This is a genomic window from Brevundimonas sp. FV1ye4L, from assembly GCF_058681255.1.
This window is the reverse complement of sequence record NZ_CM178734.1, coordinates 363,127-386,751: the sequence shown is the minus strand read 5'-3', so window position 1 is coordinate 386,751 and position 23,625 is coordinate 363,127. Positions and strand designations below refer to the sequence as shown.

Here is a 23,625-nt window from a genome sequence, read left to right as displayed (position 1 = left end):
TTAGTTGGCGGCGGCCGGCTGTTGCGACTGCTGGGCCGGAACCGCCATGCGGTTGAACGACAGGGTCGGCAGGGCCGTGTTCAGGCGCTGGATGGCCGCATCGGTCAGGTCCATGGCCGGGTTCATCATGAAGACGCTCTCGCGGTCCAGCAGCAGGCCGCAGCCGCGCTCCTGGTACAGGGCGGTCAGGATGGGCGACACGGCCTCGGTGATGGCCTGGCGTTGCATGGCCAGAGTGTAGCGCAGTTCGTTCTCGCGCGTGCCTTCCAGTTGCTGGGCCTCTTGAGCGCGCTGTTGCAGTTGCTGGCGGCGCTGTTGCAGCTGGTCGGCAGGGATGCTGGCGCCCTGAGACTGCAGCTGCTGGGCTTCAGACTGGATGGCCGTGGCGTAGGGCTGGAGCTCGCCCTGAACTTCCTGGGCCAGCTGTTGCATACGGGCCTCGACGGCCTGACCGGCGGCCGACTGGGCCAGCAGGCGGGCGTTATAAAAGACGCAGACGCCCGGAACGACCGGACCCGGGTTGGCAGGCGCGGCCGTCTGGGCAGAGGCGGCGGTGGCGACCAGAGAAGCGGCGGCCGTGGCGGCGATGATCAGAGCTTTCATGGGGTAATCCTCGTGCGAGCGCTTTTGCGTCGCTTCCTTAGAACTGGGTGGAGGTCGAGAAGCGGAAGGATTCCGTCTTGTCGTAGTCTTCCTTGGACAGAACCTTAGAGATGTCGAACCGAATGGGACCCATCGGCGACTTCCAGTGGATGCTGACGCCGGCCGAGGCCCGCAGCGACAGTTCGTCGGCGATGGTCGAATCGACGGTGCCGGTCGAGGTCAGCTTGTAGCGGTCATCGAGCACGCCCAGCGTACCGACATCGACGAATAGCTCGGTCTTGATGCCATACTGTTCGGGCAGATAGTTCGGCAGGGTTAGTTGCACGGTGCCGATGGCATAGAAGTTGCCGCCCAGGGCGTCGGTCGTATCCAGATCGCGTGGCCCCATGCCGGCGGTTTCGAAGCCGCGGAAGCTGTTGCCGCCCTTGAAGAAGCGGTCGTTGATCCGGATAGGATCGCCGTTCCAGCCGCTGATATAGCCGGTCTGGCCCTGAACGCTGACGACCCACTGCGGCGTGAAGCCATAGTACCAGGCAGCGTCGGCCTCAGTCTTCACATAGTTCACGTCGCCGCCGATGCCGGCGAAGTCCTGGCGCAACGAACTGGACCAGCCGCGCGTCGGCCGGACCGGGTCATTGGTGTAGTTCATCTGCAGGGTATAGCCGATCGACGAGTTCAGATAGGAGCCGACCTGGTCGCACAGGGCCGACGAACCGCTGCCGGTCGTGGTGCAATAGCCGGTCGGCACGATGATCTCGTCCGACTTCAGGAAGTAGCGGGTGCTGAGCAGCATATTGCCGTTCAGCGGATAGGACAGGCGCAGGCCGCCGCCGGTCGAGCGGTAGTCGTACGACGAATATTCGCTGAGGTCGTAGCGCGAGTGGAACAGATCCCAGCCGGCGCGCAGGTCGCGGCCCAGGAACTTGGGCTCGGTGAAGCGGAAATCGACCTGCTGGCGCAGCGAGCCCCATTCCATCCGGGCGACGACGTTCTGGCCGCGGCCGCGGAAGTTCCGCTCCGAGATGCCCAGGTTGACCGTGAAGGAGTCGACCGAGCTGAACCCGGCGCCGACCGAGAGCTCGCCCGTGGGCTGTTCCTCGACATTGACGTTGATGACCGAACGGTCCGGCGCGCTGCCGCGCGTCTCCTCGATCGTCACATCCTTGAAGAAGCCGAGTGCGCGCAGATTGTTGCGCGAACGCTCCATCAGGGCGCGATTGAAGGCGTCGCCTTCGGTCAGCATCAGTTCGCGCCGGATGACCGGATCGACAGTGCGGGTGTTGCCGACCACATTGATGCGGTCGATGTAGACGCGCTGGCCTTCAGAGACGTTGAAGGTGACGTCCACCGTGTCGGTCTCGGGATTGGCCTTGTAGGTCGGATTGATTTCGACGAAGGCGTAGCCGGCCGACCCGGCGGCGAAGGTCAGGGCGTCGACCGCCTGCTCGATCTTGTCGCTCTCATAGAGCTGGCCTTCGCGTATCGGCACCAGGGCCTTCAGGAACTCGGCGTTCAGGCGGTCATTCTCGGTGATGACGTCGACCTTGCCGAAATTGTACTTGTCGCCTTCGTTCAGGGTCAGCGTGATCTGGAAGGCCTGGTCATCCGGCTGCAACTCGGCGACCGACGAAATGATGCGGAAGTCGTAATAGCCGCGGTTCGTATAGAATTTGCGCAGCTGCTCCTGGTCATAATCCAGGCGGTTCGGATCGTAGTTGTCGTTGCTGGAGAAGAACTTCCACCACTGCGAGCGCTCCGTCACCATGACGTCACGCACGTCATTGTCGGAGAAGGCCTGGTTGCCCAGCACATTGATGGCGCTGATGCCGGTCTGGGGGCCTTCGTTGATCTCGAAGATGACGTCAACGCGGTTCTGCTCAAGCTGGACCAGCTTGGGCGTCACGGTCGCGGAAATACGGCCTTGCAGGCGATACAGTTCGACGATGGCGCCGACGTCTTCCTGCACCTTGGCGCGGGTATAGATGCCACGAGGCTGGAGCGTGACCTCCTTGGTCAGCTTGTCCTCGGACAAGGCGCTGTTCCCCTCGAACACCACCTGGTTGATGATCGGGTTCTCAACGATCTGAACGATCAGGTCGCCGTTCTGGACGCCGAGCTGCACGTCGGCGAACAGACCGGTGCGCGACAGGGTCCGCACTGCGACGTCCAGCACCTGGGCGTCGACATTGTCCCCGGGACGGATCGGCAGATAGGACAGGACCGTCGTCTGGTCGATCCGTTGCGCGCCCTGGACCAGAATACGGTTGACCGTCAGCGTCTGGGGCGCGGCGATCTCGACTCGCGGCGGTTGGCCTTCAGCGGGCGCGGCCTGGGGGGCAGGCGCCGGAGCCGACTGCGCCAGAGCGGGGGCGCCGAGCCCGGCGGCGACGGCCAGCGCGAGGAGGCTGGAACGGGCGCCCAGTCGGACGGCGGCGCGAGATTTCATGTCGTTCATTCTGAAAACCATCGGGGGCTGGCGTCGGCTCACGAGACGAGCCCGCCGAGGAATTGGAAGATGTTGAGCTTCTGTAGGTCGTTCCACGTCGCGAACAACATAAATCCCGCCAGAAGCGCAAGACCTGCGCGATAGCCCATCTCCTGATACCGCGCCGCCACGGGCCGCCGGGCTACGGCTTCATAGCCGTAGAAAAGCAGATGGCCGCCGTCCAGCACAGGAATGGGCAACAGATTTAGAAAGCCGATTCCGATCGAAAGTATGGCGGCGAAGGTTGTCAACGTCAGCAGAAGATTGATCGCGATGGCGCCGGGATCGGGATTGGCCTCGACCGCAGCCGTCGTCAGAGACCCCGTCGCCTTGGCTATGCCCAGCGGACCGCTGAACTGATCGCCGGACTCACGCCCTGTCGCCAGACGTCCAAGATAAGTCAGGGTCGAGCCGATGACGTCGCCGGTCTGGCGCACGCCCTCGGCCACAGCCTCGACCGGGCCATAGCGGATATGGCGCAGATCACCGGGCGCCGGCGCGAGACCCAGGCCGATACGGCCGACCTTGACCCGCCCCGCGATAGGGTCGTTTTCCTCGCGACGTTCGGGCGTGGCCGTGAGTTCAACAGCCTGTCCCTGACGTTCGACAGTGAAGCGAACCGGATCGCCGCTCGACAACATGACGGTGCGAGTCACCTCGCCGCCGTCCTTAATCGCCTTGCCGTTCACGCCGGTGATCAGATCGCCGACCTGAAAGCCAGCCGCAGCGGCGGGCGAACCGGCTTGGACCTGCGCCACGCGGGCGGGACGCAATTGCGTCCCCACGCTCATGAAAACGATCGCGAAGATGGTGATGGCCAGAATGAAGTTGGCCATCGGGCCCGCCGCGACGATCAGCGCGCGCTGCCATACCGGCTTGAAGTGGAAATAGTCACGCTCGGCGCCCGGACCGCCCTCGGCGATCACCCGCTGGCGCAGTTCAGCCAACCCCGCCTGGTCGGGCACGCTGGAGGCGTCCAGATCGCCCGAGAACTTCACATAGCCGCCCAGCGGCATCCAGCCGAACCGCCATTCAATGCCGTGGCGATCCGTGCGGCTGAAGATCGCCTTGCCAAAGCCGATAGCGAAACGATCCACCTTCACGCCGAAGGCGCGGGCGACCAGGAAGTGACCCAGCTCATGGATGGTGACGATGAAGGTCAGCACCAGCAGGAACGGCACGATGTAGATCAGGATCTGACCCAGGGCGCCCAGCATTAAATTCGTCTCCCCAGGCCTATCAGGCCGCGTTCGCCAGTCCGGCGATTATGGTCCCAGCCATCAGACGGGCCTCGGCATCGACCGAAAGGGCCGCGCCACAGGCGTCTCCAGAGCCGAAAACCATCCCCGCTTTCGTCGCACGCTCAAGGGTTTCGGCGACGACTGCGGCAATATTGAGAAAGCCCAGCTTGCGGTCAAGAAATGCGAAGGCCGCCGCCTCGTTGGCGGCGTTGAACACAGCCGGGGCGGCGCCCCCTGCGGCCAGTGCCTGGCGCGCCAGGTCCAAGGCCGGAAACCGCGCCAGATCGGGCGCTTCAAACGTCAGCCGCCCCAAGGCGGCCAAGTCCAGCCTGGGTGCAGGCCAGGCGATCCGATCCGGCCAGGCCAGGGCGCAGGCGATCGGCGTGCGCATGTCCGGGGGCCCCATCTGGGCCAAGGTGGAGCCATCCACATATTCCACAAGGCTGTGGATAATCGACTCCGGGTGGACCACCACCTCGATCCGCTCCTGCGGCATGCCGAACAGATAGGCAGCCTCGATCATCTCCAGGCCCTTGTTGGCCATGGTGGCGCTGTCGACCGAAATCTTGGCGCCCATGCTCCAGTTCGGGTGGGCGACGGCCTGTTCGGGCGTGACCCCCGCCATCTGGGCGAGCGACGTCTGCCGGAAAGGACCGCCGGACGCCGTCAGCACCAGTTTCGCCACCTGTTCGGGCGCCTCGGCGGGAAAGACCTGGAAGATGGCCGAATGCTCGGAATCGACCGGGATCAGCCGCCCCCCTGCCCGCTTGACGCGCTCGATCAGCGCGGGTCCGCAACAGACCAGGCTCTCTTTGTTCGCCAGAGCCAGAATTGCGCCTGTGTCCGCCGCCGCCCAGGCCGACTTAAGCCCCGCCGCTCCGACGATGGAGGCCATGATCCAGTCCGCCGGCCGCGTCGCCGCCTCGACAATCGCCGCCTCGCCCGCCGCCACACCCACGCCGGTTCCCGCCAGAGCGTCTCGCAGATCGTCCAACCTTGCCGGATCGGCGGTCACAGCCAGTTTGGGCTTCCACCGCCGCGCCTGCTCGGCCAGCTTCACGATATTGGCGCCGCCAGTCAGGGCCTCGACTTCGAATCCGCCCGTGCCCGTCGCCTCGGCCTGATCCATCAGATCAAGCGTCGATGAGCCGACCGAGCCGGTCGAGCCCAAAACCGTGACGCGACGACGGATCAAGACGCGCCTCGTTCCAGAAGAACCACCAGCAGACGGCCGGCCGCCACCACGACCACGGCGAACATCAATCCGTCCACGCGGTCCAGCAAGCCTCCATGCCCGGGGATAGTGTTGCCCGCGTCCTTGACCCCGAACCGCCGCTTGAGCGCGGATTCCCAGAGATCGCCCGCCATGGTCGCCAGCGCCGCCGCCAGCCCCAGGATCGCGCCCCAGAAAATCGTCAGCCGCCCCATGTCGAACCAGGCCGTCAGCACGGCGCCGGCGACTGCGCCCGCCAGAATGCCGCCGACAAAACCAGACCAGGTCTTGTTGGGCGAATAGCGCGGCCACAGCTTGGGGCCGCCGAAGGTGGAACCGGCCAGATAGGCCAGGATGTCCGCCGACCAGGTGACGGCGAAGACCAGCGCCGTCCAGTGCAGCCCGACCGGACTTTCGCCGTCACGCAGCCAGATCAGCAGAACGGAGGGCCAGCCCAGATAGAGGACGCCATAGGCCGCATCGATCGCCTGCTGTCCCTGCTTGCGGGCATAGAGGCCTGCCGCAGCCGCGCCGAACACCAGAACGACGAAGGCCACGGACATGACGCCGAAATAGGCGCTGACGACCGAGGCCATGACCGCGAGCGCGACAGCGACGCCGACCGGGCGTCGGGCTCCCGGCGCGCTCATCGCCCCCCATTCGAAGGACAGCACCACGCTGGCGGCCAGAACCAGCGCCAGGAACCAGACGCCCCCGAACCAGGTGGCCGCGACGGCAGCCGGCGCAAGCACGGCGGCTGACGCCGCCCTCAGCGCGATATCACGTCCCTTGACCGCCATCAGGCCGGCACACGGGCAGGCGCGGGTTCTCGTCCGCCATAGCGGCGCTCACGTTGGGCGAAGGCTGCGACCGCCTCGCCCAAGGCCTTGGGGCCGTAGTCGGGCCACAGGATGTCCTGGAACACCAGTTCGGCATAGGCCGCCTCCCAAAGCAGGAAGTTCGACAACCTCTGCTCGCCCGAGGTGCGGATAATCAGATCCAGCGGCGGCGACCCCGCCGTCGCCAGCCCAGCCGCGAAATTCTCTTCGTTCAGCGGCTCGGTCGTCTCGCCGGCCAGGATGCGCTCCGCATGCCGCCGCGCTGCGTCGATCAGATCAGCCCGGCCGCCATAGTTGAAAGCGACCTGAAGCATGAACTTCTCATTGTGGGCCGTCTGCGCCTCGGCCTTGTCGATAATGGCGGCGATGTCGGCGGGCAGGCCCTCGCGACGCCCCAGGATGCGCAGACGCACCCCCGCCTTTTCCAGCCGCGCCAGGTCGCTGGCGACATAGGTCCGCACCAGTCCCATAAGGTCCGAGACCTCTTCGGCGGGGCGGCTCCAATTCTCGGTCGAGAAGCCAAAGACGGTCAGGCAGCGGATGCCGAAGTCCGGCGCAGCCTGGATCGTCCGTTTCAACGCCTGGACGCCCTCGCGGTGGCCCAGCGCGCGCGGCAACCCCCTCGCCTTCGCCCAGCGCCCATTGCCGTCCATGATGATGGCGACATGGCGCGGTCCATCCGGACCCGGGCCTGAAGGCGCGGCGCTGTCTGCCGTCATCTGTCGTTCGATCCCTTCAGGCCCAAGTTGATCCGCCTCAGACCTGCATGATCTCTTGTTCCTTGGTCTTCAAGGCCTCGTCGATGCGCTTGATGGCGGCGTCCGTCTCCTTCTGGATGTCCGCCTCCAGCTTCTTCTGTTCGTCCTGGCTGATCTCGCCGGCCTTCTCGGCCTTCTTCAGATCGTCATTGGCGTCGCGGCGCACGTTACGCACGGCGATCTTCTGCTGCTCAGTGTATTTGCCGGCCAGCTTGACCAGATCCTTGCGGCGCTCCTCGGTCAGCGGCGGCACCGGGATGCGCAGCGTCTGGCCGTCGACGATGGGGTTCAGGCCCAGGTTGGCGTTGCGAATGGCCTTTTCGACCGCGACCACCATCCCCTTGTCCCAGACGTTCACGGAGATCATCCGCGGCTCGGGCACGCTGATAGCGGCCACCGCCGACAGGGGCGAGGCCGATCCATAGGCCTCGACCCGCACGGGCTCCAGCAGGCCGGCGTTGGCGCGTCCGGTGCGCAGGCCGCTGAACTCTTCCTTCAGCGCCACGACCGCCTTTTCCATGCGGTCGCGATAGGTTTTCACTTCGGGCTTGGCCATGGTCTTGGTCTCTCTTGTCTTGAACGGTCGTCCGAACGATCAGGCGAGGTCCTGAATGATCGTGCAGGTGCCTTCGCCGGTCAGGGCCCGGCGAAGGGAGTCGTCTTCGCGGATCGAGAAGACGACGATCGGAATGCCCGTGTCGCGCATCATGGCGATGGCGGAGGCGTCCATGACCCGCAAGTCCTTGGCCAGGACGTCCTGATAGGTCAGGGTCTCGTACCGGGTCGCGGTCGGGTCCTTCTTGGGGTCGGCGGTATAGACGCCGTCCACGCTGGTGCCCTTCAACAGGGCGTCGCAACCCATTTCGGCGGCGCGCAGGGCGGCGCCGGAGTCCGTGGTGAAGAAGGGCGCGCCGACGCCGGCGGCGAAGATCACCACCCGGCCCTTTTCAAGATGACGCAGGGCGCGACGGCGGATGTAGGGTTCAGCGATGGCGGCCATAGGAATGGCGCTCTGCACGCGCGTCGAGACGCCGATCTTCTCCAACGCCGACTGCATCGCCAGGGCGTTCATGATCGTCGCCAGCATGCCCATATAGTCGGCCTGGGCGCGCTCCATGCCCGCAGCCGCCTTGGACAGGCCGCGGAAGATGTTGCCGCCGCCGATCACCAGGCAGATCTCGACGCCCTCGGCGGCGACCTGCGCCACGGCCTTGGCGACCGTGTCCACGGTCTTCATGTCGACGCCGAAGGACTGATCGCCCATCAGCACCTCGCCGGAAACCTTCAGCAGGACGCGTTTGTAGCGGAAGTTCGAGGGGGCGTCGGGCATGCGGGTGGGTCCGTTGTCTGCGGCGCCGTTGAATCAGGCGACTTCTTATAGACGAAGGGCGCGCCGACCATCAAAGCCGAACGCGCCCTTCTGATAGAAATCCCTCACGAATGAGGGAGTGAGGCTTAGTTGCCGCCCATCATCGAGGCGACTTCGGCCGCGAAATCGGGGCCTTCGACCTTCTCGACGCCTTCACCCAGCGCCAGACGGACGAAGCCGGCCAGGTGCAGGTTGGAGGAGCCCAGTTCCTTGGCCGAGTTGGCGACCAGTTGTTCGATGGTCACGTCCGGGTCCATCACGAACGGCTGCTTGGACAGCACCACGTCCTTCTGGAACTTGTTGATCTGGCCTTCCACGATCTTGGCGATCATGGCTTCCGGGCGACCTTCTTCCTTGGCCTTTTCGGTCAGAACGGTGCGTTCCTTCTCGATGGCGGCCGGGTCCAGGTCGTCGGTGTTCAGCGACAGCGGGGCGGTCGCGGCCACGTGCATGGCGATCTTGCGGCCCAGTTCGCGCAGGGCGGTCTTGTCGCCCTCGCCTTCCAGAGCGACCAGCACGCCGATACGGCCCACGCCCGGCGAAACCGCGTTGTGGACATAGGTCGAAACGACGCCTTCCGACACCGACAGGCGGGCGGCGCGGCGCAGTTGCATGTTCTCGCCGATGGTGGCGATCATGTTGGTCACTTCGTCCTGGACCGTCTTGCCGGCTTCCAGTTCGGCGCCGTGCAGGGCTTCGACCGAGTGATGCTCCAGGCCCAGCTGGGCGAACGACTTGGCGGCGTTCTGGAACAGCTCGTTGCGGGCGACGAAGTCGGTTTCCGCATTGAACTCGATGGCGGCGGCGACTTCGCCCTTGCCGTCTTCCTTGGACGCCACGGCGACCAGACCCTCGGCGGCGACACGGTCGGCCTTCTTAGCGGCCTTGGACAGGCCCTTGGCGCGCAGCCAGTCGATTGCTGCTTCGATGTTGCCGTCGTTTTCGACCAGCGCCTTCTTGCAGTCCATCATGCCGACGCCCGAACGCTCGCGAAGTTCCTTCACGAGGGCGGCAGTGATCTCGGCCATGTTCTTCTCCTTGGGGGATTTCGTATGTGGGAACGGCCGGGCTGACTTAGCCCGGCCGTGTGTCAGTTCAAACCACGGCCTTCATATTGCGCTATCGCTTGCCGCACGGCGGCTCGCTGCTTTAGCGCGAAGGCCGTCAGACGTTTAGCCTGCAGCCTGTTCGGTTTCGACCGCGTCCAGAGCTTCGGTGTTGGCCGAAGCGTCGTCCGAGGCCAGCATCTCAGCGGCGACTTCTTCCGTGCCGGCCGGCGCGGCTTCGGCTTCGACCGGGGTCGAGGCTTCACGCAGCATGGGCTCTTCCGGATTGATCGCAGCGCCCAGGTCCACGCCCGAGGCGGAGGCGCCGGCGGCCAAGCCGTCCAGGACGGCGTCGGCGATCAGGTCGCAGTAGGTCTGGATGGCGCGGGCAGCGTCGTCGTTGCCGGGGACCGGATAGGTGATGCCGTCCGGATCCGAGTTGGTGTCCAGGATGGCGATGATCGGGATGTTCAGCTTGCGGGCTTCCTGGATCGCGATCGCTTCCTTGTTGGTGTCGATCACGAACATGATGTCCGGAATCGAACCCATGTCCTTGATGCCGCCCAGCGACAGTTCCAGCTTGTCCTTCTCGCGCTGCAGGTTCAGCAGCTCCTTCTTGACGCGGCCTTCGCCGCCGTTCTCGAGGATGCCTTCCAGCTCGCGCAGACGGGCGATCGAGCCGGAGACGGTGCGCCAGTTGGTCAGCGTGCCGCCGAGCCAACGGTTGTTCATGTAGTACTGGGCGCAGCGCTTGGCGGCCTCGGCGACCGGATCGGCGGCCTGGCGCTTGGTGCCGACGAACAGGACGCGACCGCCCTTGGCGGCGACGTCGCGCACAGCCACCAGAGCCTGGTGGAACAGCGGCATCGTCTGCGACAGGTCGATGATGTGGATGTTCGAGCGCGAGCCGAAGATGTAGCGGTCCATCTTCGGGTTCCAGCGGTGAGTCTGGTGGCCGAAGTGGGCGCCCGCTTCCAGCAGGGTGCGCATCGAGAATTCAGGCAGAGCCATGATCGTTAGTTCCTTTTTCCGATCAAACGTGGCGCGGGGATTAAAGGCCTGAGGACCCTCGGAATGGAGCGTGTCGGGATGTCTCCCCGAAACGCGCCTCGCCCGCGTTGCGAAGTGCGGGGGCCATGTAGGCGGGATGCGCCCAAATAGCAAGCGCTGCGCCCACAAAGGCGAAAGGCGGCCCCTTGCGGGACCGCCCTCGTCTTGTAACCCGGAGGATCAAACTACATGGCGTTGACCAAGGCCTGGGCCCGGTCGCGATGCTTCGTGATGGTGGGGATCATCTCCCGCGCCAGGGTCGCCAGGGCCGGGGCGTCGGAATTGTCCGAAAAGCCGTTCAGCAGCGTCAAAGTCTCGTTGTGAGCGGCCACCTGCTGATCCAGATACACCCTATTGAAGTCGTCAGGCGCGGCGGCGTTCAGATTGTCGATCATGCCCTGGCGGCGCTGGTCCAGCATCGTCGGCATGGTGACGTCGGGAGCAGCGGTGGAAGCCGTCGACCGCAGCTTTTCGCCGGCGGCCGTATGGTCCTCCTCGATCATCGAGGCCAAAGCCTTGACGTCGGCGTTATTGGAATTGGTCTCGGCGATACGGGCGGCCTCGATCTCGTACATATTGCCTTCCGCCAAGTTCGTGACGAAGCCATCGACGGTGTTGGCGCCCAGAGTGGCGGCAGAGGTCTGCCCAACCATGCCTGCGGCTGCGTCCTGCGTCGCGTTCACAGCCTCACTGGTATTCTGAGCCGCAGTGTCGTCGCCCTGGTTACAGGCTGCAAGAAGAGCCAGCGACGCGGCGCCGGCGATGAGAATATTCTTCATTGGTTGTCTCCCTTGAGACCCTCAAAACCCCTCCGCCACAACGAGGTTCCACGATTTCATAAGCTTAGCCATATTCCGATCCGTGCATTCCGACTCTCGCTCACTTCAGCAAACAGTGATATTTTCACCTGAAGAATGGGGGATGCGGCTATGGCTTGGCGAGCCAGCCTAGGGGCGATTTTTGCGGCGGCGGCTCTCGGGGCCGGCGTTGCCTGGACGCAGGCGCAGCCTCAGCAGGCGAACCGACCGCCACCTGCTGGCCCGGCGCCGGCGGAGGTTCCCCTTACCCGCAGTCGCGCGGACCAGGCCGCGGTCGGTCTCGCGCGACAAGATCCCTTGGCGGGGCGGCTTCGAAGCATTCTTGGCCAGGACAGAGCAACGGCGCCGCTCTTATCGCAGATCGAAGCCTCGCCGGTCCCCGTGCTTGGCCCCGCCGATCCCAGCCTGCTGCGTAGCGCCCGCTTTTACCCGGGCGACCGCCAGTACACGCTGGTGGTCCGCAAAGAGGGCTTGATCGTCGAGATTTTCGGCTCGATCCGAGCGCTTCAGTCACCGACGGGCGCCGCGCCCCCCGCCCCCGTCGCCCCGCAAACTCGAGCCTTGGTGCGGCCGCCCGCGGCTGCGCCGGCCGCGCGCGCCTTGGCGGCGGAGCGTGGCCTCACGCAGGTCCATACCGAACAGACGGAATATGGCGTCGACGTCGCCTTTGTCCGGTTCGGCGCCGCCTATAATCTGACCTTCGTCTGTGACTCCATGGGGCCGCCGGATTGTACGGAGCCGGCCGCCTTGGCCTTCGCCGCGTCTCTGCAACTGCTGGGCGGAGGCGGACAGTGAGACGTCTGGCCCTCCCCGCTCTTCTTCTGCTCGCCGCCTGTTCACCATCGGGCTGCGGCCAGACGACGCCCCCGGCGGACGCCCCGGCGACGCCATCCACACCTCCCGTCCCGCCGGCTGAACCGCAGCCCACTCCGCCGGCGCCGGAGCCCGTCACCTGGCCGCACGAACCCGCCGGGAGCCTTTACCCAGGGTCTGGGGCCGGGGCGACGGACGTGACTGTTTGGGCGCCGGGCATGCGGTTTCCCATCGAGGCGGCGCCGGCCTTCGCCAACTCCCAGGTCTACGGCTACGGCGGCTATCATGCGCCGGGCGAGGGCGGGCAGTGCGATAGTCGGAACTACGCCTATCCCTGGCGGGACAACTTCTGCGAAAGCCGGTCCTGGACCAACGGAATGTGTCCCAGCGGCAAGGGGCACCAGGGGCAGGATATTCGGCCCTCGACCTGTGTGAAGAAGGTGCACGCCGTGGTCGCGGCCGAGTCCGGTACGGTGACCTCCATCGGCAGCTATACTGTCTTCATCCAGGGGGCCAGCGGCCGGATCTATCGCTATCTGCACATGGACATGCCTGGGGTCCGGGCCCTGATCCATGAGGGGCAGGCCGTGACCCGGGGGCAGAAGATCGGCACGGTCTCGGCCGACTTCGGCGGGAACGCGACGACGATCCATCTGCACTTCGAGATCAAGGCGCCGGTGACCTCGGGCGGGTCGACGGCGGTGATCTTCGTGCCGGTCTATACCAGCCTGGTGGACAGTTATGGACGGCTGTTGAACACCCCCGGCGAGGCCTGATCCCCGTCAAGGGGCGTCGGGCAGGCTGTATTCCAGGTCGTAGCGGTGTTCGCCCTCGGCAATGGTCAGATGGAAGACGCCGCTGATCCCGGCCAGTTCACCCTCGCCCGAGCCGGGGACGATGGTGATCAGGAGGTCCTGCGCGCCGGCGTCCATCACGCCGCGATGGACCATGGCGAAGGCCCCACGGCGGCCGTCCAGCACGCCCGTCACCCGCTCCATGGCGACATAGGCGCCCGATCCGCCGGCCAAGAGGCCCAGCATCTCGCCGGCGCCGCTGCCTTCAAACGCGCCGTGGAAGGTCTTGGCCAGCAGCATGCGGCCCGGGGCGCCGGCGGGCGCGTCCGGGTCTGGCTCGACGGGCGTGATCTGGACGTCGAAGGTTCCGACGGCGTGGGACATGGCGGGGCTCCTGACGGCGGGCGCGGCCGCGGTCGCGATGGGGGCGGGATCGGAGGCAGCGGACAAGAGGGCGGCGGTCAGGATGAGGGCGATCATCAGGCCTCCTCCAACATCAGCACGCCCGGGGCCGACTTCAGCGCGCCACGCAGGGCGCCGTCGAGCCGGTAACGGCCGGGCAATTTGACCTCGACCTCCTGAAGCCCCTCCAGCGAGGCGATCAGCGACACCTCGCCGCCCTTGCCGATGGCGCCCGAACGCGCCCGCTCCAGACGGGCCTTCAGGGCGTCGGCGTCGGCGGTGCGGGCCGAGACGTGGATACGCAGGCCGATGTTGGCGTCGTCCAGCAGATTGTCCATCTGGCTGGCGTCGTCGCCGAAGAACCGCACCTCGCCCTCGGACGCCTTGGCGCGGACCCGCACCATGACCGAGGCGCCGGGCTCCAGCACCTCGCGGCATTTGCGCAGCTGTTCGGGCGGGAACAGGCATTCGAACTCGCCGGTCGGGTCCGAGAAGGTGACGAAGGCGAACTTCTCGCCGGTGCGGGCGCTGGCGCGTTCCTGTTTGCGGCGCACCACCCCGGCCATCTGGAAGGCCTCGTGGCCCGACTCCGCCAAGGGGATGGCCTCGGCGACGAAGGTGACGCGCTTGCGTTTCAGGGCCGAGGTCATCTCGTCCAGCGGGTGGCCCGACAGATAGAAGCCGACCGCGGAGAGTTCATGGTCCAGACGTTCCGGCCCGACCCAGGGTTCGACGCTCTTCAGGCGGGGCCGCCCCACATGGGCCTGATCGCCGCCGAACAGGGAGACCTGGGACGAGGCGCGCTCGGCCGCCACGCTCTGGCAATAGGCCATCAGGACGTCGGCCTGTTCGACCAGCTGGCGACGGTTGGGGTGGATGCTGTCGAAGGCCCCGGCCTTGGCCAGGCCTTCCAGCGCACGCTTGTTGACGCTGCGGGGATCGACCCGCTCGAGGAAGTCGAAGATGTCGGCGAACCGGCCGCCGGTCTGGCGCACCTCGATCACGTGACGCATCGCCTCGAGACCCACGTTGCGGATCGCGCCCAGGGCGTAGAGGACCGAACCCCGGCTGTCGTCCCAGGCCACGTCGAAGTCAGCCGAGGACCGGTTCAGATCGGGCGGAAGCACCGGCACGTCGAAGCGTTTGGCGTCCTGATAGAAGACCGCCAGCTTGTCGGTGTTCGACAGGTCCAGGCTCATGGACGCCGCGAAGAATTCGACCGGATGATTGGCCTTCAGCCAGCCGGTCTGGAACGAGATCAGCGCATAGGCGGCGGCGTGCGACTTGTTGAAACCATAGCCGGCGAACTTGGCCACCAGGTCGAAGATCGAGCCGGACTGGGTCTCGGGGACGGTCTTCTCCAGGGCGCCCTTGACGAAGCGCGCCCGCTGGAAGTCCATCTCCTCCTTCTTCTTCTTGCCCATGGCGCGACGCAGCAGGTCGGCCTCGCCCAGGCTGTAGCCCGCCAGGATCTGGGCGATCTTCATCACCTGTTCCTGGTAGATGATGACGCCGTAGGTCTCGGTCAGCACCTCTTTCAGGCTGGGGTGCAGATAATCGACCTCGGCCCGGCCGAACTTCCGGTCGATATAGGTGTCGATCATCTCCATCGGCCCCGGCCGATACAGCGAGATCAGAGCGGTGATCTCCTCAATGGAGCCGCAGCGCATCTTGCGCAGGGTGTCGCGCATGCCCTGGGATTCCAGCTGGAACACCCCGACCGTCTGGCCAGAGGCCATCAGTTCATAGGTGCGGGCGTCGTCCAGCGGCAGGCCGCTCCAGTCCGGCGCCGCGCCGCGCCGCTCCAGATAGCCGCGCGCCCGGTCCAGCACGGTCAGGGTCTTCAGGCCCAGGAAGTCGAACTTCACCAGACCCGCCGGCTCGACCCATTTCATGTTGAACTGGGAGGCCGGAATGGTGGAGCGCGGATCCTGGTACAGGGGCACCAGTTCGACCAGGGGCCGATCGCCGATGACGATGCCGGCCGCGTGGGTCGAGGCGTTGCGGTACAGCCCCTCAAGTTCCAGCGCAGTTTCCAGCAGGGTGCGGACCGCCGGCTCGGCGTCCCTCGCCTCCTTCAGGCGCGGCTCAAGGTCGATGGCCTGGGCCAGGGTGACCGGGGCGGCCGGGTTGTTCGGCACCATCTTGCAGAGCCGGTCCACCTGGCCCAGCGGCATCTGCAACACCCGGCCGACGTCGCGCAGCACGGCGCGCGCCTGCAGGGTGCCGAAGGTGATGATCTGGGCGACCCGGTCCTTACCGTAGTGGGCCTGGACATAGTCGATCACCTCTTCGCGCCGCTCCTGGCAGAAGTCGATGTCGAAGTCGGGCATGGAGACCCGTTCGGGGTTCAGGAACCGCTCAAACAGCAGGCCGAACCGCAGCGGATCCAGATCGGTGATGGTCAGGGACCAGGCGACCAGCGACCCGGCCCCGGAGCCCCGCCCCGGCCCCACCGGAATGCCGTGCTCCTTGGCCCATTTGATGAAGTCCGACACGATCAGGAAATAGCCGGGGAAGCCCATCTGCTGGATGATGCCGACCTCCCACTCCAGCCGGCTCCAGTATTCCTCGACCGACACGGCGGGCGTGATCTGGCTCAGGCGGACCTTCAATCCCTCGCGCGCCTGGTGGGCCAGTTCGTCGGCCTCGGACCGCCCCGCCCCGGTGTCGAAGCGCGGGAGGATGGGCGCGTGAGTCTTGACCAGGAAAGCGCAGCGCCGGGCGATGTCGATGGTGTTGTCGCAGGCCTCGGGCAGGTCGGCGAACAGGGTCCGCATGGCCTCGGCCGACTTGAACCAGTGTTCCCCGGTGATGCGGCGGCGGTCTTCCTGGCCGGTGAAGGCGCCGTCGGCGATGCACAGCAGGGCGTCGTGGGACTTCGCCTGGGCCGCCTTGGCGTAATAGACGTCGTTGGTGGCGACCAGGGGGACGTCGTTGGCATAGGCCCATTCGACCAGACCCGGCTCGGCCCGCCGCTCGTCGTCCAGGCCGTGGCGCTGAAGCTCGACATAGAAGCGGTCGCCGAAGACGGATTTCATCGTCGCCAGGGCGGCCGCCGCCTCCGTCGTCTTGCCTTGAGCGAACAGGGGATCGACCGGGCCGTCCGGTCCACCCGACAACAGGATCAGGCCTTCGGACCGCGCCTCGATCAGGCTCCAGGCCACGCCGGGCTCTGCCATCTCCCCCGCGTCCAGATAGGCCGAGGACGACAGGGCGCACAGGTTTCGCCAGCCCGCCTCGTTCTGGGCCAGCAGAACTACGGTCGGGGTCTTGGCCCAGCGGACGGCCTGCTGGCCGCCGATGCCCAATACCGGAAGCGCGCAGGCGACGATCGGCTGGACGCCTGCGTCCTTGGTGTACTGGCTGAACTCAAGCGCGCCGAACAGATTGGACCGGTCGGCGATGGCTACGGCCGGAATGCCGGCGTCCGCCGCCAGCTTGCCCAGCTTGCCCGCCTTGATCGCGCCTTCCAGCAGCGAATAGGCCGAGCGGACCCGCAGATGGACGAAACCCTGACCTTCTGCCGCGCTCACCCGTCCACTCCTTCAGCTTGAATGCAGATAAGACCCCGACTCGGTCAACGCACCAATGGCGCCCAGCGCCTTGGCGCTAAAACAGGGTGACAAGGCGCCAAACGTGCCAAATGCCTGCCTGTCAGACCGAGGTGACCATCAGGGCCGCCTGCCAGGCCATCCAGACGAAGCCGCCGCACGATGCAAGCGACAGCAGATCTCTCATCAAACGCGGCATGGTCTTATCCCCAGGTCGATCAATGTTCCTGACTTGTTCTATGTTCTCTCATTGTTCTCGTCAACCCCCGCTCTTAGCCCCAGGCGGGCGGGGTTGAAACCAATCGCCCCGGCGCGTCGTATGGGCTTTGCAGAAAGGGAGATGTCCCATGCCCAAGACCCGCACCTTCGCCGCCGCCCTGGCCCTGTCGCTGATCGCCGGCCTGTCGCCGCTGGGCGCCGCCGACGCGCAGAACCCGCCCGCCACCCAAACCGCCGTCTTCGCCGGCGGCTGTTTCTGGTCCGAGGAAAAGGCGTTCGACGGCCTGCCCGGCGTCCGTTCGGCTGTGTCGGGCTTCGTCGGCGGCCAGACGGTTAACCCGACCTATGAGCAGGTGGTGCGCGGCGGGACCGGCCATATGGAGGCGGTCCAGGTGACCTTCGATCCGCGCGTCGTCAGCTATCGCGCCCTGGTCGACCGCTATTGGCGCACCATCGATCCGACCGATCCGGACGGACAGTTCTGCGATCAGGGGCCGTCGTACAGGACGGCCGTGTTCGCCACAGCGGATCAGCGGGCGGCAGCGGTCGCGTCACGCGATGCGGCGATGCGCGTGCTGGGCAAGAGCTTCACCACTCCTGTCGTCGGCGCTCAGAGGTTCTGGCCCGCCGGGGCGGAGCACCAGGACTACGCCCGGCGCCACCACGCCCACTACGAAGCCTACCGCCAGGGCTGCCGCCGCCCCCAACAGCTGCGCGCCATCTGGGGCGATGCGGCCGTGGGGTGACGCAGGCGGGCCTTCCGTAGGCCTGGCTCAGTAGGCCTGGCTTTGGGCCGCCCGCTCTTCCAGATGGCCGTCCTTCAGGGCGAAGACGCGGTCCATGTGGCCGGCAAGTTCCATATTGTGGGTGGCGATCAGGGCGGCGACGCCCGTGGTCTTGGCCAGGTCGCGCAGGGATTCGAACACAGACTGGCTGGTGGTCGGGTCGAGGTTGCCGGTCGGTTCGTCGGCCAGCAGCAGGCGGGGCTTGTTGGCCAGGGACCGGGCGATGGCGACGCGTTGTTTCTCGCCGCCCGACAGCTGGGCCGGCTGGTGGGTCAGGCGTTCGCCCAGGCCCAGAGTCGTCAGCGTCTCCTCCGCCTGGGCGCGGGCCTTGGCGAGGCTCATGCCCGCGATCCGCATCGGCAGGGCGACATTGTCGCGGGCGTCGAACTCGGCCAGCAGATGGTGGAACTGATAGACGAAGCCAATCCGCGACAAGCGCAGGCGGGTGCGGGCGCGCTCGTCCAGATCGCCCACCATCTCGCCGTCGATGGCGACCGTGCCCTCGGTCGGTTTCTCCAGCAGGCCGGCGGCGTGCAGCAGGCTGGACTTGCCGGAGCCCGAGGGGCCGATCAGGCCGACCATCTCGCCGGGCATGACGTCCAGATCCACGCCCTTCAGCACGGTCAGGCCGCCGTTGGCGGTGTCATAGGTGCGGGTCAGGCCGCGCACCGACAGAATGGGACTACTCATAGCGGAGCGCCTCCACGGGATCGATGCGAGAGGCCGTCCAGGACGGCGGCAGGCTGGCCAGGCAGCTCATGCTGAAGGACAGCAGGGCGACCCAGGTCACGTCCATTGGATCGACCAGGGCCGGGATGGCGTCCAGCTGATAGACGTCGGCGTTGAACAACTGGACCCCCAGCAGGCCCTCGATGGCGTGCTGGATGGCGCCGATGTTCCAGCAGAACAGCAGGCCCAGGGCCAGACCGGCCAGGGTGCCCGCCACGCCGATCATGGCGCCGGACATGAAGAAGATGCGCAGGATCGACGACGGGCTGGCGCCGACGGTGCGCAGGATGGCGATGTCGCGCGTCTTGTTCTTCACCAGCATGACGATGCCGGAGATGATGTTCATGGCGGCGATGGCGACGACCAGGCCCAGGATGATGCTCATGGCCACCCGCTCGACCCGCAGGGCGCCGTAGAAGGCGGCCAGGCGCTCGCGCCAGTCGCTGATGACCGAACCCGGGCCGGCGGCGTCGCGGATGGCGGGGGTCAGGTCACCGACCCGGTCGGGGTCGTCAACCTTGATCTCGATGGCGTCCCAGACCCCCTCCTTGCCGAAGAACAGCTGCTGCTGCTCCAGCGGCATGAACAGGAAGGCGCGGTCGAAGTCGGCCGTGCCCGAGCGGAACAGGCCGCCGACGAAATAGGTCTTTTCCAGACCGCCCAGATTGCCAAAGGCGCTGTCGGCGCCGGTCGGGGAATAGAGGGTGACGGGGTCGCCGACCCGCAGGCCCAGGGAGTTGGCCAGGGCCGCGCCCATCAGGATGCGGTCGCCGCCATAGGCGCCCTTGCCGAAGTCGGCCCGTTCCTGGGGCGTCAGGCTGTCAAAGACGTATTTGGTGGTGGCCAGGTCCTGGGGCCGCACGCCGCGCACCATGGCGCCCGTGGTGAAGTTGCCGACCCGGACCAGGCTCTGGCTCTCGTTCAGAGGCGTGACGCTGACCACGCCGGGCACGTCGGCGATGCGCTTCAAGGCGGCGTCCCGGTCTTCCGACGTCAGCACCGGCCCCTGGACGTACATATGGCCGTTGAACGACAGCATCCGGCCCAGCAGTTCCGAGCGGAAGCCGGCCATGATGCTCATGACGCTGATCAGGACCGCGACGGCCAGCATGATGCCGATGAAGCTGATCACCGCGATGGTGGCCACCCCGCCCTCCTTGCGCTTGGCGCGCAGGTAGCGGAGGGCCAGGCCGATCTCCCACGAGGAGAAGGCGCCGGAAGGACGGGACGGCAGGTTCAAGCAGTCAACCTTTCGATGGCTTCAGCCAGGGGCACGGACACCTTCTCGCCGGTGGCGCGGCGCTTCAGCTCGACCACGCCGTCGGCCAGACCCTTGGGACCGATGGTCAGCTGCCAGGGCACGCCGATCAGATCGGCGGTGGCGAACTTGCCGCCCGGCCGTTCGTCGGTGTCGTCGTACAACACGTCCTTGCCCAGTTTTTCCAGCTGGGCGACCGCGTCCTCGCAGGCGGCGGAGACGGCGGCGTCATTGGCGCGCAGATTGATCACGACCACGTCGAACGGGGCCACGGCGTCGGGCCAGATGATGCCGCCCTCGTCGTGGCTGGCCTCGATGATGGCGCCCAGCAGGCGCGATACGCCGACGCCGTAGCTGCCCATATGGACATTGGCGTCCTGGCCGTCCGGACCGGCCACCTTGGCCTTCATCGGCGCCGAATATTTCTCGCCGAAATAGAAGATGTGGCCGACTTCAATGCCGCGCGCCGACAGGCGGTCGCCCTCGGCGGTCTCGGCCTCGAACCGGGCTTCGTCGTGCATTTCCTCGGTCGCGGCGTAGAGCGCGGTTCGTTGATCAACGATTGACTGAAGATCGTCCCAGTCCACGTCCGCGCCCGGCGCCGGCATTTCGACCAGGGCCTTGTCGCAGAAGACCGCGCTCTCGCCCGTCTCGGCCAGGACGATGAACTCATGGCTCAGGTCGCCGCCGATCGGGCCGGTGTCGGCGCGCATCGGCACGGCTTTCAGGCCCATGCGGGCGAAGGTGTTCAGATAGGCCACGAACATGCGGTTATAGGCCTTGCGGGCCGAGGCCTCGTCCACGTCGAAGGAATAGGCGTCCTTCATCAGGAACTCGCGGCCGCGCATCACGCCGAAGCGGGGGCGGCGCTCGTCGCGGAACTTCCACTGGATGTGAAACAGGTTCAGCGGCAGCGACTTGTAGGACTTCACATAGGCGCGGAAGATGTCGGTGATCATCTCCTCATTGGTCGGGCCGTAAAGCAGCTCGCGCTCGTGACGGTCGGTGATGCGCAGCATCTCGGGGCCATAGGCGTCATAGCGGCCGCTCTCGCGCCACAGGTCGGCCAGTTGCAGGGTCGGCATCAGCAGTTCGACCGCCCCGGCCCGCTGCTGCTCTTCACGGACGATCTGCTCGATCTTGCGCAGCACCCGCAGGCCTAGCGGCAGCCAGGCGTAGATGCCGGCGGCCTCCTGCTTGATCATGCCGGCGCGCAGCATCAGCTGGTGCGAGACAATCTGGGCGTCCGAAGGGGCTTCCTTCAGCGTGGGCAGGAAAAAGCGCGACAGGCGCATGATGGGGAATCCTAGGCGTAGAGACAGACCAAGGCTTTAGCCGCTGGACCGGGGCGAAAGCTAGGCCGGGTTGGGGATATTCGCGCCTCGCCTCCCACGACCGTCTTACCGTCGCACGCCCTCATCCCGCCTGACGCCCTCTCTCTTTGCGCATACCCTCCGTCCCCAGATTACGAAAACTTCATGCGACAGGGCGTCGCACCGGCGCAAAGGTGCCGCCGACCAAAATCGGGACCTTATTCTTCATGCAACGTATTCGCCTGATGGCCGCCTGCTCGGCCTGTATCGTCGTCGCCCTGACCGGCGGGGCCTCGGCCCAGGACCATTCGCACGGGGCCCATGCCGCGCCTGGCTTCGGCGCGTGGGGCTTCGACCTGGCCGGTCGCAACACGGCGGTCAAGCCGGGCGACGACTTCAACGAATACGCCAACGGAACCTACCTCAGCACCACAGAGATCCCCGCCGACAAGGCCCGGTTCGGCCCCTTCGACGTCCTCTATGAGAACGCCCAGTCCCAGCTGAAGGCGATCATCGAGACCAGCGCCGCCAATCCGGTCAACGCCAACGCCCAGAAGGTCGGCGCCCTCTACGCCAGCTTCATGGACGAGGCCCGCGTCGAACAGCTGGGCGCCGCGCCGATGGCCGCCGACCTCGCCGCCGTGAAGGCCGTGACCGACCACGCCGCCATGGCCCGCCTGATGGGCGCCAGCCATTCGGGCTTCGGCGGTACCCTGTTCGGCGTCGCAGTCTTCGAGGACCTGCAGAACCCGAACATCAACTCCGCCTATCTGGCCCAGGGCGGCCTGGGCCTGCCCGACCGCGACTATTATCTGAAGCCGGACTTCGCCGCCCAGCGCGACGCCTATCTGGCCTATCTGACCCAGACCCTGACCGCCATCGGCTGGACCAACCCGGCCCAGAGCGCCGCCGACATCCTGGCCTTCGAAACCAAGGTGGCCGAGAAGCACTGGACCACGGTCGAGCGTCGCCAGATCGACAAGCTCTACAACCCGTCCAAGGTCGCCGATCTGGCGACGCTGGCCCCCGGCTTCGACTGGGCCGCCTTCCTCGACGGCGCCCAGGTGGGGAACCTCGACACCCTGGTGCTGATGGAGAACACGGCCTTCCCGGGCATCGCCCAGGTCTTCGCCGAAACCCCGATCGAGACCCTGAAGGCGTGGGCAGCCACCCAGATCGTCGATCAGGCCAGCCCCTATCTGTCCAAGGCCTTCGTCGACGCCCGCTTCGCGTTCCGCGGCAAGACCCTGCGCGGCCAACCCGAAAACCGTCCGCGCTGGAACCGGGGCGTGGCCCTGGTCGACGGCCAGCTGGGCGAGGTCCTGGCCCAGGAATATGTCCGCCTGCACTTCCCCGCCTCGTCCAAGGCCCAGATGGAGACCCTGGTCGACAACATCCGCGCCGCCATGACGGAGCGGCTGAAGACCCTGGACTGGATGAGCGAGCCCACGCGCGAACAGGCGCTCTACAAGATGTCCAAGTTCGGAGTGAAGATCGGCTATCCCGACAAGTGGCGGTCCTATGACGGGCTCGAACTGACCGCCGGCGACCTGTACGGCAATGTCGAACGCTCCTCGGCGTTCGAGTGGGCGTATCAGCGCGGCAAGATCGGCAAGCCGGTCGATCCGCTGGAATGGGGCATGACGCCCCAGACGGTGAACGCCTATTACAACCCGCCGCGCAACGAGATCGTCTTCCCGGCCGCCATCCTGCAGGCGCCCTTCTTCGATCCGAACGCGGACCCGGCCGTCAACTACGGCGGCATCGGCGCGGTCATCGGCCACGAGATCACCCACGGCTTCGACGACCAGGGCCGCAAGTCCGACGGCGACGGCGTGCTGCGCGACTGGTGGACGCCGGAAGACGCCGCCCGGTTCGAGGCGCGCGCCAAGGTGCTGGGCGACATCTACAACAGCCTGGAGCCCCTGCCCGGCGTTCACGTCAACGGCGACCTGACCATGGGCGAGAACATCGCCGACCTGGGCGGCCTGCTGCTGGCGCTGGACGCCTACCACAAGTCGCTGAACGGCCAGCCGGCGCCGGTGATCGACGGCCTGTCGGGCGACCAACGCGTCTTCCTGGGTTGGGCCCAGGTCTGGCGCGAGAAGTCGCGTGAGGCGGCGCTGAAGGAACAGCTGACCACCGACCCGCATTCGCCGGGTTCGGTCCGCGCCGCCACCTCGCCGCGCAACATCGACGCCTGGTACGCGGCCTTCGGCGTCTCGCCGGACCAGAAGGCGTACATCGCCCCCGAGGCCCGCGCCCGCATCTGGTAAGCGATCACACAGCCCTAACGAAAAAGGCCCGGAGCATCGCTCCGGGCCTTTCTTTTCAGC

The 23,625-nt window shown here is 66.4% G+C and carries 20 protein-coding genes; 4 read left to right on the top strand and 16 right to left on the bottom strand.

Annotated features, from left to right (window positions below):
• From ACW17X_RS01865 to ACW17X_RS01815, 11 genes are all read right to left on the bottom strand, one after another.
• Complete coding sequence (locus ACW17X_RS01865) at positions 1-603, bottom strand: OmpH/Skp family outer membrane protein (RefSeq protein WP_492099351.1); 603 nt, start codon at positions 601-603, stop codon at positions 1-3.
• Between the two features lie 37 nt (positions 604-640).
• The gene (gene bamA / locus ACW17X_RS01860; protein ID WP_492099345.1) at positions 641-3,058 is read right to left on the bottom strand and encodes an outer membrane protein assembly factor BamA; all 2,418 of its coding nucleotides are present in this window, start codon (positions 3,056-3,058) and stop codon (positions 641-643) included.
• 29 nt (positions 3,059-3,087) lie between these two features.
• Positions 3,088-4,305, bottom strand: a complete 1,218-nt coding sequence (locus tag ACW17X_RS01855; RefSeq protein WP_492099342.1) for a M50 family metallopeptidase — start codon at positions 4,303-4,305, stop codon at positions 3,088-3,090.
• Positions 4,306-4,327: 22 nt separating this feature from the next.
• A complete protein-coding gene (gene dxr / locus ACW17X_RS01850; RefSeq protein ID WP_492099338.1) occupies positions 4,328-5,524 on the bottom strand; it encodes a 1-deoxy-D-xylulose-5-phosphate reductoisomerase in 1,197 nt (398 codons plus the stop codon).
• A complete protein-coding gene (locus ACW17X_RS01845) occupies positions 5,521-6,342 on the bottom strand; it encodes a phosphatidate cytidylyltransferase (protein ID WP_492099336.1) in 822 nt (273 codons plus the stop codon). Before ACW17X_RS01845 ends, dxr begins: the two co-directional genes overlap by 4 nt.
• Complete coding sequence (gene uppS / locus ACW17X_RS01840; protein ID WP_492099335.1) at positions 6,342-7,100, bottom strand: polyprenyl diphosphate synthase; 759 nt, start codon at positions 7,098-7,100, stop codon at positions 6,342-6,344. The genes ACW17X_RS01845 and uppS overlap by 1 nt, the downstream gene beginning before the upstream one ends.
• A gap of 37 nt (positions 7,101-7,137) precedes the next feature.
• Positions 7,138-7,695: a ribosome recycling factor gene (gene frr / locus ACW17X_RS01835; protein ID WP_008263615.1), complete on the bottom strand. Its 558-nt coding sequence runs from the start codon at positions 7,693-7,695 to the stop codon at positions 7,138-7,140.
• A 39-nt stretch (positions 7,696-7,734) separates the two neighbouring features.
• On the bottom strand, positions 7,735-8,469 hold the full coding sequence (gene pyrH, locus ACW17X_RS01830) for a UMP kinase (protein ID WP_492099332.1): 735 nt from the start codon (positions 8,467-8,469) through the stop codon (positions 7,735-7,737).
• A gap of 125 nt (positions 8,470-8,594) precedes the next feature.
• Positions 8,595-9,536 carry a translation elongation factor Ts gene (gene tsf / locus ACW17X_RS01825; RefSeq protein ID WP_267513680.1) on the bottom strand — a complete coding sequence of 314 codons (942 nt, stop codon included), beginning with the start codon at positions 9,534-9,536 and terminating at the stop codon, positions 8,595-8,597.
• Positions 9,537-9,680: 144 nt separating this feature from the next.
• On the bottom strand, positions 9,681-10,565 hold the full coding sequence (gene rpsB, locus ACW17X_RS01820; protein WP_492025305.1) for a 30S ribosomal protein S2: 885 nt from the start codon (positions 10,563-10,565) through the stop codon (positions 9,681-9,683).
• Between the two features lie 224 nt (positions 10,566-10,789).
• A complete protein-coding gene (locus ACW17X_RS01815; RefSeq protein WP_492099331.1) occupies positions 10,790-11,383 on the bottom strand; it encodes a DUF4142 domain-containing protein in 594 nt (197 codons plus the stop codon).
• Positions 11,384-11,803: 420 nt separating this feature from the next.
• Between ACW17X_RS01815 and ACW17X_RS01810 the strand changes: the two genes are divergently transcribed.
• Together ACW17X_RS01810 and ACW17X_RS01805 are read left to right on the top strand one after the other, a co-directional pair.
• Positions 11,804-12,217 (top strand): hypothetical protein, encoded by a 414-nt coding sequence (locus ACW17X_RS01810; protein WP_492099329.1) that lies wholly within the window; start codon positions 11,804-11,806, stop codon positions 12,215-12,217.
• 236 nt (positions 12,218-12,453) lie between these two features.
• The gene (locus ACW17X_RS01805) at positions 12,454-13,011 is read left to right on the top strand and encodes a M23 family metallopeptidase (protein ID WP_492099327.1); all 558 of its coding nucleotides are present in this window, start codon (positions 12,454-12,456) and stop codon (positions 13,009-13,011) included.
• Between the two features lie 6 nt (positions 13,012-13,017).
• Here the strand turns inward: ACW17X_RS01805 and ACW17X_RS01800 are convergent, their stop codons facing one another.
• Both ACW17X_RS01800 and dnaE read right to left on the bottom strand, forming a co-directional pair.
• On the bottom strand, positions 13,018-13,509 hold the full coding sequence (locus tag ACW17X_RS01800) for a DUF3224 domain-containing protein (protein ID WP_492099325.1): 492 nt from the start codon (positions 13,507-13,509) through the stop codon (positions 13,018-13,020).
• Positions 13,509-16,967, bottom strand: coding sequence for a DNA polymerase III subunit alpha (dnaE, locus tag ACW17X_RS01795; protein WP_492099323.1), 3,459 nt, complete (start codon positions 16,965-16,967; stop codon positions 13,509-13,511). The genes ACW17X_RS01800 and dnaE overlap by 1 nt, the downstream gene beginning before the upstream one ends.
• A 365-nt stretch (positions 16,968-17,332) precedes the next feature.
• Here dnaE and msrA point away from each other — a divergent pair, with 365 nt between their 5' ends.
• Entirely contained in the window at positions 17,333-17,950 is a 618-nt protein-coding gene (gene msrA / locus ACW17X_RS01790; protein ID WP_492099321.1) for a peptide-methionine (S)-S-oxide reductase MsrA, read from the top strand.
• Between the two features lie 27 nt (positions 17,951-17,977).
• Here the strand turns inward: msrA and ACW17X_RS01785 are convergent, their stop codons facing one another.
• Genes ACW17X_RS01785 through proS form a run of 3 tightly spaced genes read right to left on the bottom strand, consistent with a single transcriptional unit; the run spans position 17,978 to position 21,271 of the window.
• Positions 17,978-18,679, bottom strand: a complete 702-nt coding sequence (locus ACW17X_RS01785; RefSeq protein WP_492099319.1) for an ABC transporter ATP-binding protein — start codon at positions 18,677-18,679, stop codon at positions 17,978-17,980.
• Positions 18,672-19,958, bottom strand: a complete 1,287-nt coding sequence (locus tag ACW17X_RS01780; RefSeq protein WP_492099317.1) for a lipoprotein-releasing ABC transporter permease subunit — start codon at positions 19,956-19,958, stop codon at positions 18,672-18,674. The genes ACW17X_RS01785 and ACW17X_RS01780 overlap by 8 nt, the downstream gene beginning before the upstream one ends.
• Entirely contained in the window at positions 19,955-21,271 is a 1,317-nt protein-coding gene (proS, locus tag ACW17X_RS01775; protein ID WP_154725278.1) for a proline--tRNA ligase, read from the bottom strand. The genes ACW17X_RS01780 and proS overlap by 4 nt, the downstream gene beginning before the upstream one ends.
• A gap of 245 nt (positions 21,272-21,516) precedes the next feature.
• Here proS and ACW17X_RS01770 point away from each other — a divergent pair, with 245 nt between their 5' ends.
• Positions 21,517-23,565 carry a M13 family metallopeptidase gene (locus ACW17X_RS01770; RefSeq protein ID WP_492099314.1) on the top strand — a complete coding sequence of 683 codons (2,049 nt, stop codon included), beginning with the start codon at positions 21,517-21,519 and terminating at the stop codon, positions 23,563-23,565.
• The last annotated feature ends 60 nt before the right edge of the window (positions 23,566-23,625 follow it).

Bases quoted from the DNA above. Each gene is read 5' to 3' on its own strand.
- ACW17X_RS01865 (WP_492099351.1), bottom strand. From the start codon at position 603: ATGAAAGCTCTGATCATCGCCGCCACGGCCGCCGCTTCTCTGGTCGCC.
- bamA (WP_492099345.1), bottom strand. From the start codon at position 3,058: ATGAACGACATGAAATCTCGCGCCGCCGTCCGACTGGGCGCCCGTTCC.
- ACW17X_RS01855 (WP_492099342.1), bottom strand. From the start codon at position 4,305: ATGCTGGGCGCCCTGGGTCAGATCCTGATCTACATCGTGCCGTTCCTG.
- ACW17X_RS01845 (WP_492099336.1), bottom strand. From the start codon at position 6,342: ATGGCGGTCAAGGGACGTGATATCGCGCTGAGGGCGGCGTCAGCCGCC.
- uppS (WP_492099335.1), bottom strand. From the start codon at position 7,100: ATGACGGCAGACAGCGCCGCGCCTTCAGGCCCGGGTCCGGATGGACCG.
- frr (WP_008263615.1), bottom strand. From the start codon at position 7,695: ATGGCCAAGCCCGAAGTGAAAACCTATCGCGACCGCATGGAAAAGGCG.
- pyrH (WP_492099332.1), bottom strand. From the start codon at position 8,469: ATGCCCGACGCCCCCTCGAACTTCCGCTACAAACGCGTCCTGCTGAAG.
- tsf (WP_267513680.1), bottom strand. From the start codon at position 9,536: ATGGCCGAGATCACTGCCGCCCTCGTGAAGGAACTTCGCGAGCGTTCG.
- rpsB (WP_492025305.1), bottom strand. From the start codon at position 10,565: ATGGCTCTGCCTGAATTCTCGATGCGCACCCTGCTGGAAGCGGGCGCC.
- ACW17X_RS01815 (WP_492099331.1), bottom strand. From the start codon at position 11,383: ATGAAGAATATTCTCATCGCCGGCGCCGCGTCGCTGGCTCTTCTTGCA.
- ACW17X_RS01805 (WP_492099327.1), top strand. From the start codon at position 12,454: ATGCGGTTTCCCATCGAGGCGGCGCCGGCCTTCGCCAACTCCCAGGTC.
- ACW17X_RS01800 (WP_492099325.1), bottom strand. From the start codon at position 13,509: ATGATCGCCCTCATCCTGACCGCCGCCCTCTTGTCCGCTGCCTCCGAT.
- msrA (WP_492099321.1), top strand. From the start codon at position 17,333: ATGCCCAAGACCCGCACCTTCGCCGCCGCCCTGGCCCTGTCGCTGATC.
- ACW17X_RS01785 (WP_492099319.1), bottom strand. From the start codon at position 18,679: ATGAGTAGTCCCATTCTGTCGGTGCGCGGCCTGACCCGCACCTATGAC.
- proS (WP_154725278.1), bottom strand. From the start codon at position 21,271: ATGCGCCTGTCGCGCTTTTTCCTGCCCACGCTGAAGGAAGCCCCTTCG.
- ACW17X_RS01770 (WP_492099314.1), top strand. From the start codon at position 21,517: ATGCAACGTATTCGCCTGATGGCCGCCTGCTCGGCCTGTATCGTCGTC.